The organism is Veillonella sp. ZSJB6 (genome assembly GCF_051549505.1).
Taxonomy (GTDB): domain Bacteria; phylum Bacillota; class Negativicutes; order Veillonellales; family Veillonellaceae; genus Veillonella.
In genome coordinates this window covers 433,627-450,097 of the sequence record NZ_JBPUGE010000001.1, presented here as the reverse complement: position 1 = coordinate 450,097, position 16,471 = coordinate 433,627, and the positions used below count along the sequence as shown (strand labels likewise).

Annotated in this window: 11 protein-coding genes and 1 pseudogene; all 12 read left to right on the top strand. The window is 37.0% G+C overall.

Annotated features, from left to right (window positions below; translation table 11 throughout):
- Position 1: 1 nt before the first annotated feature.
- Positions 2 to 2,635, top strand: a complete 2,634-nt coding sequence (gene mutS, locus ACSV5T_RS02080) for a DNA mismatch repair protein MutS (RefSeq protein WP_438320168.1) — start codon at positions 2 to 4, stop codon at positions 2,633 to 2,635.
- A complete protein-coding gene (gene mutL / locus ACSV5T_RS02075) occupies positions 2,635 to 4,650 on the top strand; it encodes a DNA mismatch repair endonuclease MutL (RefSeq protein WP_438320167.1) in 2,016 nt (671 codons plus the stop codon). Before mutS ends, mutL begins: the two co-directional genes overlap by 1 nt.
- 1 nt (position 4,651) lies before the next feature.
- Complete coding sequence (locus ACSV5T_RS02070) at positions 4,652 to 5,464, top strand: class I SAM-dependent methyltransferase (RefSeq protein WP_438320166.1); 813 nt, start codon at positions 4,652 to 4,654, stop codon at positions 5,462 to 5,464.
- On the top strand, positions 5,461 to 6,390 hold the full coding sequence (miaA, locus tag ACSV5T_RS02065; RefSeq protein WP_438320165.1) for a tRNA (adenosine(37)-N6)-dimethylallyltransferase MiaA: 930 nt from the start codon (positions 5,461 to 5,463) through the stop codon (positions 6,388 to 6,390). Before ACSV5T_RS02070 ends, miaA begins: the two co-directional genes overlap by 4 nt.
- Complete coding sequence (locus ACSV5T_RS02060) at positions 6,387 to 7,625, top strand: aminotransferase class I/II-fold pyridoxal phosphate-dependent enzyme (protein WP_438320164.1); 1,239 nt, start codon at positions 6,387 to 6,389, stop codon at positions 7,623 to 7,625. Before miaA ends, ACSV5T_RS02060 begins: the two co-directional genes overlap by 4 nt.
- 201 nt (positions 7,626 to 7,826) lie before the next feature.
- Positions 7,827 to 8,888: a tRNA 2-thiouridine(34) synthase MnmA gene (gene mnmA, locus ACSV5T_RS02055; protein ID WP_039969211.1), complete on the top strand. Its 1,062-nt coding sequence runs from the start codon at positions 7,827 to 7,829 to the stop codon at positions 8,886 to 8,888.
- Between the two features lie 38 nt (positions 8,889 to 8,926).
- Complete coding sequence (lepA, locus tag ACSV5T_RS02050) at positions 8,927 to 10,726, top strand: translation elongation factor 4 (RefSeq protein ID WP_005386704.1); 1,800 nt, start codon at positions 8,927 to 8,929, stop codon at positions 10,724 to 10,726.
- A gap of 4 nt (positions 10,727 to 10,730) precedes the next feature.
- Positions 10,731 to 11,915, top strand: a complete 1,185-nt coding sequence (hemW, locus tag ACSV5T_RS02045; protein WP_438320163.1) for a radical SAM family heme chaperone HemW — start codon at positions 10,731 to 10,733, stop codon at positions 11,913 to 11,915.
- Positions 11,916 to 11,996: 81 nt separating this feature from the next.
- The gene (locus ACSV5T_RS02040; RefSeq protein WP_295232032.1) at positions 11,997 to 12,599 is read left to right on the top strand and encodes a nitrite/sulfite reductase; all 603 of its coding nucleotides are present in this window, start codon (positions 11,997 to 11,999) and stop codon (positions 12,597 to 12,599) included.
- 408 nt (positions 12,600 to 13,007) lie between these two features.
- A pseudogene (gene hrcA / locus ACSV5T_RS02035) lies at positions 13,008 to 14,037 on the top strand (heat-inducible transcriptional repressor HrcA).
- On the top strand, positions 14,037 to 14,582 hold the full coding sequence (gene grpE, locus ACSV5T_RS02030) for a nucleotide exchange factor GrpE (RefSeq protein ID WP_005386696.1): 546 nt from the start codon (positions 14,037 to 14,039) through the stop codon (positions 14,580 to 14,582). The pseudogene hrcA and the gene grpE overlap by 1 nt, the downstream one beginning before the upstream one ends.
- A gap of 28 nt (positions 14,583 to 14,610) precedes the next feature.
- Positions 14,611 to 16,461 (top strand): molecular chaperone DnaK, encoded by a 1,851-nt coding sequence (dnaK, locus tag ACSV5T_RS02025; RefSeq protein ID WP_438320162.1) that lies wholly within the window; start codon positions 14,611 to 14,613, stop codon positions 16,459 to 16,461.
- Positions 16,462 to 16,471: the final 10 nt, after the last annotated feature.

The following is a 16,471-nucleotide window of genomic DNA, read 5'->3' as shown; positions in this document are numbered from 1 at the left end:
TATGGCAAAAAAGCAAACACCTATGATGGAGCAGTATTTAGATATTAAATCTAGATATTCTGAAGAATTACTGTTCTTTCGATTAGGTGACTTTTATGAATTATTTAATGATGATGCATTAATTGCATCTCGTGAACTTAATATAACCTTAACCGGTCGCCCAACAGGAGATGAGGAACGCACACCGATGTGTGGCGTTCCTTTTCATGCTGCTGAAAGCTATATAGAAACTTTGGTAAAAAAAGGCTATAAGGTTGCTATTTGTGAACAATTAGAAGACCCTAAAGCAGTTAAGGGCATCGTTAAGCGTGACGTTATTAAGGTCATTACACCAGGGACTGTAATGACTGAAAATGGTAATGATGCACGGTCAAATAACTTTTTATCGTTATTTTATATGGTAAAAGATGCATGGATACTTGTATTTTCTGATGTATCTACAGGGGAAGTTATTTGGCATCGCATTACTGATTGTGAAAAACGAAGCGATATGTTTGATGCTCTCAGCATGTATCGTCCAAGTGAAATTATATTGCCTGAGGGAACAGTATTACCGCAAGATATAAAAGACTTTATGGATAATCAATTCAGTAATATTGTATTATCTCCATTTAGTACATATCATACACAGCGCGAAGTAGCGGAAAAGGCTGTTACTCACTTTGGTGATCTAGGTCTCATGGAAGAGGATGTATGGGAAGCTTTGGGCTATATGCTCTTATATTTAGAGGATAGCATTAAGTCTGAAATTTCTCACATTAACTATGTTCATCAATTGAGTGTCGGAAATCGTTTGATTTTAGATACATCTTCTTTGCGTCATTTAGAGATTACTCATAACTTACGTGATGGTGGTCAAAAAGGTACATTACTTGATGTACTTGATCGTACGTTGACACCAATGGGTGCACGTCTATTAAAACAATGGCTCGAAAGTCCATTGACGGATGTTAATCAAATTCAGCGTAGACAAGCCGCTGTAGCAGAACTGATTACACGTGGTGCAGAACGTTCCCATATCCGTAGCTTACTGGATTGCATTTATGATTTTGAGCGTATTGTAGGGCGTGTAGAAACTGGATCTGTGTCCCCAAGGGACTTAACAGCACTTCGTGAATCATTAGCTGTTTTACCAGATATTAAAAATGTATTAAGTACATGTGCCAGTTTATCATTAACTTCTATCAATGATCGTATTCAAGATCATAAAGATATATATGATCTATTATGTCGTGCTATTGCTGATCAGCCTGCACTGACATTAAAAGAGGGTCGAGTTATTAAAGATGGTTTTAATCCGGATTTAGATGAACTACGTTCATTGGCTACGAATAGCGAACAATGGTTAGCCAAGATGGAAGCTGATATTAAAGAGGCTACCGGTTTATCTAAAATTAAAACTGGCTATAATAAAGTGTTTGGTTACTATTTCGAAGTATCTCATAGTAAATCTGAACAAGTACCGGATTATTTCATTCGAAAACAAACCTTAGCCAATGCAGAGCGTTATATTACACCGGAATTAAAAGAGTTTGAAATCAAAATTCTCAGTGCTAAAGACAAGATAATCGCATTAGAACATGAACTATATCAACAATTACGAAATGATATTAAACTCGTTATAAAAGATGTACAAGAGACAGCTCGTGCTCTTGCTGAGCTTGATGTATTAGCTTCCTTAGCACTTGTAGGCTATGAAGAGAATTATATTTGTCCTACCATTGTAATGAATGGACAAATTAATATTCGCGATGGTCGTCATCCTGTTATTGAAAAATTCTTAAAACGTGAGGTCTTTGTACCGAATGATATCGTTTTAAATCATGATGATGAGGAGTTCTTGCTCATTACAGGACCTAACATGGCCGGTAAATCAACGTATATGCGTCAAGCGGCAATTTTAATGATTATGGCTCAAATCGGATCTTTCATTCCTGCTCGGGAGGCATCTATTTCATCTGTAGATCGTATCTTTACGCGCGTAGGTGCAAGTGATGATATTTCTACTGGTCAAAGTACGTTCATGGTAGAAATGAAAGAGGTAGCATATATATTAGAAAATGCCACACACAATAGCTTGATTATTCTCGACGAAATTGGTCGTGGTACGAGTACCTTTGATGGATTGAGTATCGCCCAAGCTGTAGTAGAGCATATTTGCAAGCATATTCATGGCAAAACATTATTTGCTACACATTACCATGAGTTAATCTGTTTAGAAGAAAGCTATAGTAAATTAAAAAATTATACTGTAGCAGTAAAAGAAAAAGGTAAGGATGTGGCCTTCTTGCGCCGTATTATTAGAGGTGGTGCAGACCGTAGCTATGGTATTCATGTAGCTAGATTGGCAGGCTTACCGAATTCTGTATTAAAACGAGCAGAAGTAATTTTGGAATCCTTGGAAGATCAAAGTCATGATGCTAGTGATTTAAATAATCGTGTGATTGGCGGTCAACCTACTAATGTGGTTAAACCAACCACTAAACAAGCGAGTGATTCTCCACTAGGTAACTTATTTACTCATTCAGTAGTTGATAGCTTACTGGAAGTGGATGTAATGAGCATGACACCTATTGAAGCATTAAATAAATTATATGAACTACAAGAGGAGGCTCGTAAAGGAGGCGGGAAATAATGGCTACCATTCATGTATTGGATGAAACCACAATCAATAAGATAGCTGCTGGTGAAGTCGTTGAGCGCCCCGCATCAGTCATTAAAGAGCTCATTGAAAACTCTATCGATGCTTCTGCTACTAATATAGAGGTAGAAATTGGAGATGGTGGTGTGGCGTATATGCGCATTACCGATAATGGCATTGGTATGACTGAAGAGGATGCGCGGTTAGCAATCCTACGACATGCAACATCTAAAATTCAACATGTAGAGGATTTATTTGATATTGCATCCCTCGGCTTCCGTGGTGAAGCATTAGCTAGTATTGCCTCTGTATCTCATTTTTCCTTGACTACACGCAAAGCAGATTCTGATTTAGGGACTCGTATTACCGTAGACGGTGGTACTTTTACCGATTGTATTCCTTACGGTGCTGCACCCGGCACAACAATTGAGATTAGAGATTTGTTCTATAATACGCCAGCTCGTCGTAAATTCTTGAAAACAGAACGTACAGAATCGTCTAAGATTCAAGATATTGTGGGGAAATTAGCCCTTAGTAATCCACACATTTCCTTTAAGCTCATCATCGATGATCGAGTGGCTATTATTACGCCTGGAAATGGCAATATTGGTGATACTGTAGCGGCCTTATATGGCTATAAAACTAAGGATGATATTTTCACTGTTGCTTATGAAAGTGACTCTATCTATATCGACGGTGTGGTGAGTAAACCTACACTTCTAAAAAGTACGAGAATTTGGCAGACTATTATCGTTAATAACCGGGTTATTTCTGATAAAACCATAATGAAGGCTATTGACAATGCATATCACGCATTATTGCCGAAAAATGGTCATCCTTTAGTAGTCCTAAATATTACTGTTCCTGCTGAGATGGTTGATATTAATGTGCATCCTCGCAAGAGTGAAGTAAAATTTTCTGACGATAAGATTATATTTAAAGCAGTTTACCATGGTATTTTGAATGCCTTAAATAATCCCCTTCATGAGCGTTATGAACGAGAATCATCCTCTTATATAAATGGTACAGTCACTAATGGAATTGACTTCAATAGTAACAATAGGGATAGTAATAGTAGTTCATCTTTCGCTGACAATAGTACGTATGATTCGTATCGAACACCTTCTGTGGTAGAAGATAAAATGCAGTCTGCTGAGCATATAGCAACAGCGGTAGATTATGATAAGGTTTTTGGTGGACGACGTACAAAAGGGTATGAAGTCATGCGCAGTGAAACTGCGCAGTTTGTGGAGAATCTTAAAACTAAGGGCTACACACCACCTGCGCCAAAGACGACGTATGAACAGTCTTCCTTTACAGATGAAAGTTTTGATGCTGTCCCTACCGAATATACTAGTTATACGAAAGAGGATGTAGAAAGATTTAAGTCCTTAGCTCACGATATTCGGGAAGATAATACAGAAGAACGTACGATTCAAAATTCTGGATTCTTACCTATGGGACAAGTTGCTTCTTGTTATATTTTGGCTAAAAAGGGTGATGATCTCTATATTATAGATCAACATGCGGCGCATGAACGTGTACGTTATGATAAGCTTTGTAAGTCCTCTGAAGCAATTCCTATGCAATCTATACTAGTACCTCAATATAGTGAGGCCACAGATGATGAAATGAATTTAGTTGAGGAAGAACGAGAAATATTACTGGATCTTGGATTTGATGTCGAATTAGGTGGTCCTACAAAGATAAAACTTGTAGGCGCTCCTGTAGATTTAGTAGAATCTAAGGCGTTTGAAATTCTCCAATATGTATTTTCTTACTTACATGACCACCAACAACCTACAAAGGCTCAGTTGCGTCATGAAATGCTAGCCTATGCATCTTGTAGAGGGGCCATCAAGGCCGGTCATAATTTAAACATGTATCAAATGACTACCTTAATTGAGGATTTATTTAGTACTGAAAAGCCCTATGTATGTCCTCATGGTCGACCAACAATTATTAAATTTACACCTGATGAATTAGGTAAATTATTCTTACGGTCTTAATATGAATATTTTAACTACATCTCAAAAATCTAATGAGGCCATTCAGGAGGAAGCCAAGGCATTGGCTTCCTCTATGCATATGACCTATATAAAACGTGGAAAATCATCTATACCGGCATTATTTAGAGAACATCAATGTGAATATATTGCAGTTCTTTCAGGCTCTGGTTTAACCATCCACTTTCCTGAAAACAAACAACATAGCTTTCATCTTTCTATGGCACAACTACGTATATTACGTATAGAACGTGGTGAAGGAGATCATCTAGTTAATGCTGTTCAAACTATTCTGGATAAAAAAGGCATATTTGATGGACAGCAGTTTAAATTTCTCGACTCTACTATAGGCTTAGCTAGTGATAGCATAATTGTTAGTTATGCTTTTCCTAATGCACAAATACAAGGATTAGAAGGTTCGTTTCCTATATGGCTTGCTACTTCCTATGGATTGGCTCATTATATTCATAGTGAGGATAGTGTAACAAATGCGTTACGTCGTATTCAGGTCCATCATGATACCTTTGAAAACTATTTACCAAACATACCGGGTAATAGTGTTGATATTATTTATTTTGATCCCATGTTTGAAGTACCTGTAGAGGATAGTCCTCAATTCAAACCTCTTCGTGGTCATACTGTAGAAAGTCATATTGATGATATAATTATGTCGCAAGCTATGCGCGTTGCTAGATATGGTGTTATTATAAAAGAACGACCCTTTAGTTCGGTCTTTCAAAAGTATCCACCTCATCAATGGGTGGGGGGAAAGTATAGCCGCATAGGCTATGGTGTATATATGAAGGAGTTATTGTGAATCCCTTAATTACCATCGTTGGACCTACGGCGGTAGGCAAAACTGATCTTACCTTGGAATTAGCTGAACAACTTAATGCTGAGGTTATTTCTGGTGATGCTTACCAAGTATATAAACAACTCAATATTGGTACCGCTAAACCATCGATGGATGAACTTAATCGGGTAAAACATCATCTCATTGATATACTAGAATCAAATGATTCATATTCGGTATCTATTTTTCAAGACCAAGCGAAAGAGATTATCGCTAGTTTAAAAGATCAGAATATTCTTCCTATTTTATCTGGTGGCACAGGACTGTATGTTCAATCATTATTGGAGAACTATAACTTTAATGATGTTAAGCCTGATGAAAATTTACGAGCAAAACTTGATGAGCTTTATAATACAAAAGGTATTGAAGGCTTACGAGACTATGCTTTCACATTGGGAAAAGCACATAACATAGAAATTCAATATAGTGATAAACATCGTTTATATCGAGCTATTGAGATATTGCATCATGGTGATGTAGATTCATTACGTAATCAAACAAAAGATGGTGTATCTTATAAAGGACCTGTTATAGGTCTTATGAGAGACCGTGATAAGTTATATGAACGCATTAATTTACGCGTTGATATGATGTTTGATATAGGTTTGATTGAAGAAGTAGAGCAACTTCTCAAATCTGGAGTAAATCCAGATTGCCAAGCTTTTAAAGGCATTGGTTATAAAGAGGTTGTAGAATATATGAATGGCCGTATTACCCTTGATGAATGTCGTGATTTAATCAAGAAGAATACTCGCCATTTTGCAAAGCGCCAAATTACTTGGTATAAACGTATGCCATATATTGAATGGATACATATTGATAACGATACATCTAAAGATTTTATATTTAATAAAGCTATGGATTTAATCCGTAGAGAAGGATTAGCATGACATTAGAAGAAATACGTAGTAAAGCCCTTGAGATGGCTGAACCAGAATTTAAGAAATTTGAACCTATTGCTTTGGCTAATACAAAAAAAGTATTAGAAGCCTTTAAAGAATGCCAAGTATCTGATTATCACTTCACAGGTACTACTGGATATGGATATAACGATGTGGGCCGTGAAAAATTAGATGAAGTATTTGCCTATGTATTTAAAGGTGAAAAAGCCATCGTTCGTCCTCATTTCGTATCTGGTACACACGCACTAGCAACAACGTTGATTTCCTTAATGGGGAATGGTTCTAAAGGTAAAGAATTTATCTATGCCGTTGGGGCTCCTTACGATACAATGCAATCCGTAATTGGTGCTGCTCGTGAAGTACGTGGTTCCTTAGTAGAAAAAGGGTTTATCTATACTGAGGTGCCTTTAAAAGATAATACCTATGATGTGGAGGCTATCGCTAATGCTGTGAATGATAATACGCGGGTAGTGGTCATTCAACGTTCTCGCGGCTATAGTACGCGTGAACCATTATCTATTGCCGATATTAAGATCATTGTAGATGCTGTAAAAGCTAAAAATCCTAACACCATTTGTTTTGTAGATAATTGCTATGGCGAATTTACAGAGTTACAAGAACCATTAGAAGCTGGTGCCGATATTATGGCGGGCTCTCTCATTAAAAATGCAGGGGGTGGTTTGGCGCCAACTGGCGGTTATATTGTTGGTAGAGAAGACCTTGTAGAAGATGCAGCCTATCAACTTACTGCTCCAGGACTTGGCGATCATATGGGCTCCTATGCTCCTGGTTATCGCTTGTTTTTCCAAGGTTTATTTATGGCACCTCACGTAGTATTGCAAGCACTTAAAGGGGCCGTATATACGGCTGCGGTAGGTGAATTGTTAGGCTATGATGTATTCCCTAAGGTAAATGCTGATCGCTATGACTTGATCCAAGCCATCAATCTAAAAAATGGGGAAGAAATGGAGCACTTCTGTGTAGGTATGCAAGCCTATTCTCCTGTAGATGCTCATGTACATCCAATCCCTGGCGATATGCCTGGTTATGAAGATAAAATTATCATGGCTGGTGGTACCTTTGTACAAGGCTCCTCCATTGAATTAAGTGCAGATGGTCCTGTTCGTCCACCGTATACGATTTTTATGCAAGGTGGTCTTGTGTTTGAACATTCCATGCTTGGCATTTTAGGTGCTGCAGAAGAAATATTAAAACATAGATAACAGTTAGAATCTCTTTCTCTCTGAGAAAGGGATTCTTTTTGTTTCAAATCTTTTCAATATACCTAGTTCTAGGCTATAATATAAGTTGCTATAATTTCATAGCAATACTACTCGGACTTTTACACCGAACTAGTGTTTTTTACACGTCAGGCTTTCACCCTGATTAGTTTTATGATCAAGAGATCATTAAAAGGAGAAAGTATGGAAAAAGTTATCGCTGTAGCTATGAGTGGTGGCGTAGACAGTTCTTTAACTGCTGCAATGCTACTAAAACAAGGCTATAAAGTTTTTGGTATTACCCTGTGGCTGTGGGTGAGTGGTACACCTTATGATTCAGTTCCCCTCGCTGTAACAGATGCTAAGAAGATGTGTGATTTTCTTGGTATCGAGCATCACGTTATCGATGCTCGCGATGTATTCTACGATAATGTGGTAGATTACTTTGTAAAAGAATATGCCTATGGTCGTACACCAAATCCTTGTGTATTCTGTAACAAAAATATCAAGTTTGATTTGATGCTTAATCGTGCACTTGAACTTGGTGCTACACATATGGTCACTGGTCACTATGCACAAGTTAATTATAATGAAGAAACAGGTTTATATGAGTTACATAAAGGCGTAGATCCTACAAAAGATCAAAGTTATGTTATGTATAATATGAACCAACGCATCTTGAGTCATCTTATGTTCCCACTAGGTGGTCAATGTAAGACCGAAACACGTAAATTAGCTGCTGAATATGATTTACCAGTAGCTAAAAAACCAGATAGTGTAGATATTTGTTTCTTACCTCACGGGAACTATCAAAAGCTCGTGGTAGAAGAAATGAAGGATAAACCTAAATCTGGTAATATCGTTACTGAAGATGGTGAAGTATTAGGTAAGCATAATGGCTTATTTAACTACACTATTGGCCAACGTAAGGGCCTTGGTATCGCATACAAGCACCCATTATATGTTATTGGCTTTAATGGTGAACGCAATGAGGTTATCGTAGGTCCTAATGAACGACTCTTTACAAATCGTATGATTTGTAAGTTCTATAACTTCTTAGATGATACAATTCATAAAGAATTAAAAGCAGAAGGTAAAATTCGCTATGCTGCGAACCCTTCACCTTGTACTGCACGTATCTTAGATGATGATACGATGGAAGTTATCTTCGAAGAACCACAACGGGCTATTACACCAGGTCAGTCCGTAGCCTTTTATAATGGCACTCAATTATTAGGAGGTGCTGTTATCGATCGCGTATGTTAGAAAGGAGAAAACAAGTTCTTTGAACTTGTTCACATAATATGTCAACGAAAAAGATTAGAAACTTCTGTATTATAGCTCATATTGACCATGGTAAATCTACCATTGCCGATAGATTAATTGAATATACTGGCACATTACAAAAACGCGAAATGGAAGCCCAAGTTCTAGACTCTATGGATTTAGAACGGGAAAGGGGCATTACCATTAAAGCCCAATCTGTTCGCATTTTGTATAAAGCACAAGATGGTGAAGAGTATACATTGAACCTTATTGATACTCCGGGCCATGTGGATTTCAGCTATGAAGTATCTCGTTCTCTTGCAGCTTGTGAAGGCGCATTACTCGTAGTAGATGCTGCACAAGGTGTAGAGGCACAAACGTTGGCAAATGTGTATCTCGCTTTAGAACATGATCTTGAAATCATTCCTGTTATTAACAAAATTGATTTGCCTTCTGCAGATCCTGATCGAGTTAAACATGAAATTGAGGATATTATTGGTTTAGATGCATCAGAAGCAGTTTTATGTTCTGCTAAATCTGGTATTGGCATTCCAGATATTTTGGAAGCTATCGTAAATAAGGTGCCTGCACCGCCAGATAAATCTGATGAACCAACTAGAGCTTTGATTTTTGATAGCCGTTTTGATGCGTATAAAGGCGCTATTGCTTATGTACGTGTAAAAGAAGGTACGATTAAAGCAAAAGATACAATCCGTATGATGCATGATAAAAAGGATTTTGATGTAACAGAACTTGGTATCTTTACACCAAATCTTGTACCTGTTCAGGAGTTACCCTGTGGCTCTGTAGGTTGTATTGCGGCTAGCATTAAGAATGTAGCTGATTGTCACGTTGGTGATACTGTAACATTAGCTAGTAACCCAGCTCCAGAACCATTACCTGGCTATCGCAAAGCTGTATCTATGGTTTATTGTGGCTTATATCCAACAGATTCTAAAGACTATGAAAATCTTCGGGATGCACTTGAAAAGTTACAACTTAATGATGCTGCTTTAGAATACGAAGCAGAAACATCTTTGGCATTGGGCTTCGGATTCCGTTGTGGTTTCCTCGGCCTATTACATATGGATGTTATTCAAGAACGGTTGGAACGTGAATATAACTTATCCCTTATTACAACTGCTCCATCTGTAAACTATAAGGTTTACAAGACAAATGGGGAAATGCTCGAAGTGGACAATCCTGCTAAATTACCACCACCAACAGAAATCGACTACATTGAGGAGCCTTATGTAAAGGCTACTACAATCGTACCTAAAGATTTTGTTGGCACTATTATGGAATTGTCTCAAGATAAACGCGGTGAATATCAATCCATGGAATATTTGGATGAAACACGTGTATCCGTTGTATATCACTTACCTTTAAGTGAAATCATTTACGATTACTTTGATAAATTAAAATCTGCTACAAAGGGGTATGCATCTCTTGACTATGAATTGATTGGCTATAAACAATCTCCAATGGTTAAGATGGATATTCTCTTAAATGGTGATCCTGTAGATGCTTTGTCTATTATCGTACACAAAGACCGTGCTGCTACACGTGGACGTGCATTAGCGGAAAAATTAAAAGAACTCATTCCTCGTCAAATGTTTGAAATTCCTATTCAAGCAGCAGTAGGTACGAAGATTGTAGCTCGTGAAACTGTAAAAGCTTGGCGTAAAGACGTTTTAGCGAAGTGTTATGGTGGCGATATTTCTCGTAAACGTAAACTCTTAGAAAAACAAAAAGCCGGTAAGAAACGCATGAAGTCTGTAGGATCTGTAGAGATTCCACAAGAAGCATTCATGGCTATTCTCAAGGTTGAGGACTAATATAATGAAAACAGATTCTAATACTTTGAATCTGTCTACACTTGGGGATATGGGCTTGTATGTCCATATCCCTTTTTGTAAACAGAAATGTATGTACTGTGATTTTCCAGCTTATCAAAATTTACAAGATTATTATGAAACCTATGTATATGCATTAGTACAAGAAATAGATCTATGGGTTACAGAACACCCAGAATCTAAATCTAGACCTATTGATACCATTTACTTTGGTGGTGGTACGCCGACTGAATTGTCAATTCAACAACTAAAGATGATTCTTGATAAAATTAAAAGCACTTTTACAATTACTGATGATTGTCATATGACTATTGAATCAAATCCTGGAGAAGTAGATTTACATTATTTAACGAAATTGGTTAAACTTGGTTTCAATCGTATTAGCTTTGGTGTTCAAACCTTTAATGATAAGGCACTTACTATGCTGCATCGCAGTCATAATGGTGAAAAGGCTAAACAAGCTGTTTACGATGCTAAAGAGGCTGGATTTACTGATATCAATATTGATTTGATTTATGGTTTGCCACGACAAACCTTAGAGGATATTCAGCATAATTTAAATATTGTAAAAGATTTACCGATTAATCATATTTCAACGTATGGACTTCAAGTTGAGGTAGGGACTTATTTATATCATTTAGTAGAAAAGAACCTTATTTCTATTCCTAGTGAAACCATTGATGAATCTATGTATGACATGATGATGGCTGGGTTAAAAGATTTAGGTTTTGAGCGATATGAAATTTCTAATTTCAGTAAGGATAATTCCTATAGTCGTCATAATTTAAAATATTGGCACTATGTAGATTATTTAGGCTTTGGTGCAGGTGCTCATTCTTTTTATGACGGAGTACGCCGCAGTAACAATCGTAATGTAATGCCTTATATACAAGCTGTTGATCGATATACTATGCCTATTATCGATACGGAGACTATTACGGTAGAGCGGGCCCAAGAGGATTTTTGTTTTTTAGCACTTCGCACTAAATGGGGCCTTGATGAACATACGTTTAAAAAGCGATTTGGCATATCTGTGGTTAATTTATTTGGTACTACTTTGAACGATTTAGTTAGCAAAGACCTATTAGAATATGAAAATGATAGTTATCATTTAACCTCGGAAGGGGCAAAACATGGTAACTATGTATTTAGTCAATTTATTCGTGAGTAATTTTTCACAGTTTCTCAAAATCTAATATGTTAGTATAAATAGGATGATGATGAATAAGCATGCTAGATTTGAGGAGGAACGATGAAGACATCGGTTATTTTACACGGTTTACATAATGAATTTACTTTAGACCAAATGAAGGCATGCATAGAATTAGCTGAAAAATATGGTGGATCCTTCCGTCATGTTGTAACAGGTATACAAATTACAGGTATTGAAAAAGAAGATAAGGAACAGCTTATTTCCGAATTACCTGAAGGTGTAACTACGGTTATTCATAGAGGGGTTAATTCCTTAATTGCTTGCGTTGGTAAAGGCTATTGTAAAAATGGCCAAATGGAAACAAAAGAGTTAGCTGATTATGTGGAGAGAAAACATTACGGCCGAAAAACATCACATAAGTGCAAAATTGGCATCAGTGGATGTGGTCGTAACTGTCCAGATGCAATGGTAAAAGATATTGCTTTTATTGGTACATCCCAAGGTTTTATGTTGGCTGTTGGCGGTAATACAGGTATGAGACCAGAAGCTGGCAAAATTTTGGCTAGACAGCTTACTGTAGAGCAATCTAAAAAAGCTGTAGATATTTTAGTTGATTGGTATGCGGAACATGGGGAACCACGTGAGCGTATGGGAAAACTCTTAGAACGACTTGGTAATCCATTAGAAGGTGTAGAACTATAAATTATTATATTTATAGTATTTATTGATTTATGGTTCTTTATCTGTAAACATGTAGAGACTAAAAAGTATTCAAACTAAGAGTTCATAAAAAACAAAATTACAATAAAATTATTACAAATATAAACACTTATACTATTTCAGGTTTTAATAACATAAATTTTATTAGACCAACATATTCTAATATTGAAATTTTAGGATATGACATAAACGTAGATAGTATAAGTGTTTTCTTATTGTTATACTTTGATTTTTTGACTAATTAATCAAAAATATTGAATTGTCTTTTTGACTAAATAGATATTATTTGACTTTTTAAGGTTTTTTTTGCTTGACAATTTTTTCCAATGTGATAATATTATACATGCGATTAGCACTCAAAGTTTATGAGTGCTAACAAGAGGTGTCATTATGGATGAAAGAAAACAGCGCATCTTGCGAGCCATAATTGAAGACTACGTTAAATCTGCTGAACCGGTAGGGTCAAGAACCATTGCCAAGAATTATAATCTTGGTATTAGTCCGGCAACAGTGCGAAATGAAATGTCCGATTTAGAGGAGTTAGGCTATTTAGAGCAACCTCATACATCGGCTGGACGTATTCCTTCAGCAAAAGGCTATCGCTTATATGTTGATTCTATGTTGAGTCAACAACCTGTTCCATTACAGGATGCTGAAAAAATTGAAATGTTATGGAAACATTCCAATGGATCGACGAGTGAGCTCTTTTTAAATATGGCTAAATTATTATCACAAGTAAGCCATAGTATGAGTTTATTCTTAGCTCCAGCCCATGATAGAGCATTAATTAAATACATTCATGTATTGCCGCTCGATTCATATCAAGCTGTCATGGTTGTCATTACTGAAACTGGTGCTCTAGATAATGAATTGATTTACTTTAGTGATGGTGTTTCGCCTGATGTATTACAAAGTTTGGCTATGCAATTTAGCAATGCATTACAGAATGTAAGTATTGGTCATGTAACGGCTGAAGTGTTAGGAACACTTTTGATTCATATGGAAGGACCCCAAGGGATTTTGATGATCCTTTCAGAAACATTATTACGAGCAATTAATAAACGTAAGTTGTTCTATTCTGTAGGTACCACGGAGTTGTTAAATCAACCAGAGTTTAAGTCTGTTGAAAAAGTACAACCCTTACTTTCATTAGTGGAAGAGCAAAATCAATTGGGACAACTTTTAAAGGATGATTCACCTACACCTGTGAAGGTAAAGATTGGCGATGAAAATGATACTGAAGCACTACATTCTATGAGTGTGGTACAAGCTGATTTCACAAATCAAGATCAGCCTATAGGTACACTTGCTATTCTAGGACCGACACGTATGGAATATGGTCGTATTATTGGAATGTTGTCTCACATGAAACATATGATGGAATCTATGGTAAAAGAACAAAAATAGAAAGGGTATATAATGGCTGAAGAACAAGACATTAAACAAGAAACAGTAGACGAAACAGCAAATGCTACTAATGTAGAGGAACCGGCTGTGGAAGAAACTGAAGAAGTTGTTGCTGACGCTGCTCACGTATTAGATGAGCTTAAAGCAGATTTCGATAATCGGTATAAGCGTTTGCAAGCTGACTTTGAAAACTTCAAACGTCGTACTAACCAAGAAAAAGAGCAACTTGCAGGATATGTTAAAGGGGATGTACTTACAGATTTACTTCCTGTATTAGATAACTTTGAACGAGCTGTTCAAAGTCCAGCAGAAGGTGATGCTAAGGTATTCCTTGATGGATTTATCATGATTCATCAAAATTTGATGGCTATGTTATCTAAACATGGTTTAGCCGTTATCGATGCGGTTGGCAAACCATTTGATCCAAATTTCCATCAAGCAATTATGCGAGTGCCGTCAGATGAATATGAATCTGATACGGTATGTGAAGTATTGCAAACTGGCTATACTGTTGATGGTCGTTGTATTCGTCCAGCAATGGTAAAAGTTGTTGAATAGATTATAAAGGTTTTAGGAGGCATATATTATGGCAAAGGTAATTGGTATTGATTTAGGTACTACAAACTCTTGTGTTGCGGTTATGGAAGGCGGCGAACCTACGGTTATTACTAACCAAGAAGGCGCGCGTACAACTCCTTCCGTTGTTGGTTTTGCAAAAAATGGCGAACGTTTAGTTGGTCAATTAGCTAAACGTCAAGCTGTATCTAACCCAGAAAACACAATCATTTCTATTAAACGTCACATGGGTACTGACTACAAAGTAACTGTAGAAGGTAAATCTTATACACCACAAGAAATTTCTGCTATGATTCTTCAAAAAATCAAAGCTGATGCAGAAGCTTACTTGGGCGAACCTGTAAAACAAGCTGTTATTACAGTTCCTGCATACTTTACAGATGCTCAACGTCAAGCTACTAAAGACGCTGGTGCGATTGCTGGTCTTGAAGTACTTCGTATCATCAACGAACCTACAGCAGCTGCTCTTGCATATGGTGTAGATAAAGATGAAGACGGTAAAGTTCTTGTATTTGACCTTGGTGGTGGTACATTCGACGTATCTATCCTTGAACTTGGTGATGGCGTATTCGAAGTATTGGCAACATCTGGTAATAACCATCTTGGTGGCGATGACTTCGACCAACGTATCATGAACTACCTTATTGAAGAATTCAAAAAAGAAACTGGTATCGATTTATCTAATGATAAATTAGCTGACCAACGTTTAAAAGAAGCTGCTGAAAAAGCTAAAATTGAATTGTCTGGCGTAGCTAGCACAAATATCAACTTGCCATTCATCACAGCTGATGCTACAGGTCCTAAACACTTGGATGTAACATTGACTCGTGCTAAATTCGAAGAATTGACAGCTGATTTGGTACAAGCTACTATTGAACCTACTCGTAAAGCTATGAACGATGCTGGTTTATCTGCATCCGATATCGATAAAGTATTGTTAGTTGGTGGTTCTAGCCGTATTCCAGCTGTACAAGAAGCTATTAAAAAAGTATTGGGTAAAGAACCAACTAAAAACGTTAACCCTGATGAATGTGTAGCTATCGGTGCTGCTATTCAAGGTGGTGTATTAGTAGGTGAAGTAAAAGACGTATTGTTACTTGATGTAACTCCATTGTCTCTTGGTATCGAAACAATGGGTGGTGTATTCACACGTATTATTGATCGTAACACTACAATTCCTACATCTAAATCTCAAGTATTCTCTACTGCAGCAGATAACCAACCATCTGTAGATATCCATGTATTGCAAGGTGAACGTGAGTTCGCAGCAGATAATAAAACATTGGGTCGCTTCAACTTGGATGGTATCCCAGCAGCTCCTCGTGGGGTTCCTCAAATCGAAGTAACATTCGATATCGATGCTAACGGTATCGTACACGTAAAAGCTAAAGATTTGGGTACTCAAAAGGAACAAAAAATTACAATTACATCTTCTAGCGGCTTGAAAGAAGACGAAATCGAACGCATGGTTAAAGAAGCTGAAGCTCATGCAGCAGAAGATAAAGCTAGAAAAGAAGAATTAGATGTTAAAAACAATGCAGATTCCTTGGTTTACCAAGCTGAAAAAGCATTGAAAGAACTTGATGGCAAAGGCGATACTGCTTTGTTGAAAGAAGTTGAAGAAGCTAAGGATAAATTGAAAAAATCTATCGAAGCTGGCAACATTGAAGACATCAAAAAAGATAGTGAAGCTTTGGAACAACCATTGCATAAATTAGCAGAACAAATGTATGCAGCAGCACAACAAGCACAACAAGCTCAACAAGCAGCTGGTGGTGCAGATCAAGGTCAACAACAAACAAAATCAGATGACAATGTAGTTGATGCTGATTACACAGTAGTGGATGACGACAAGAAATAAGAAGGGTTGG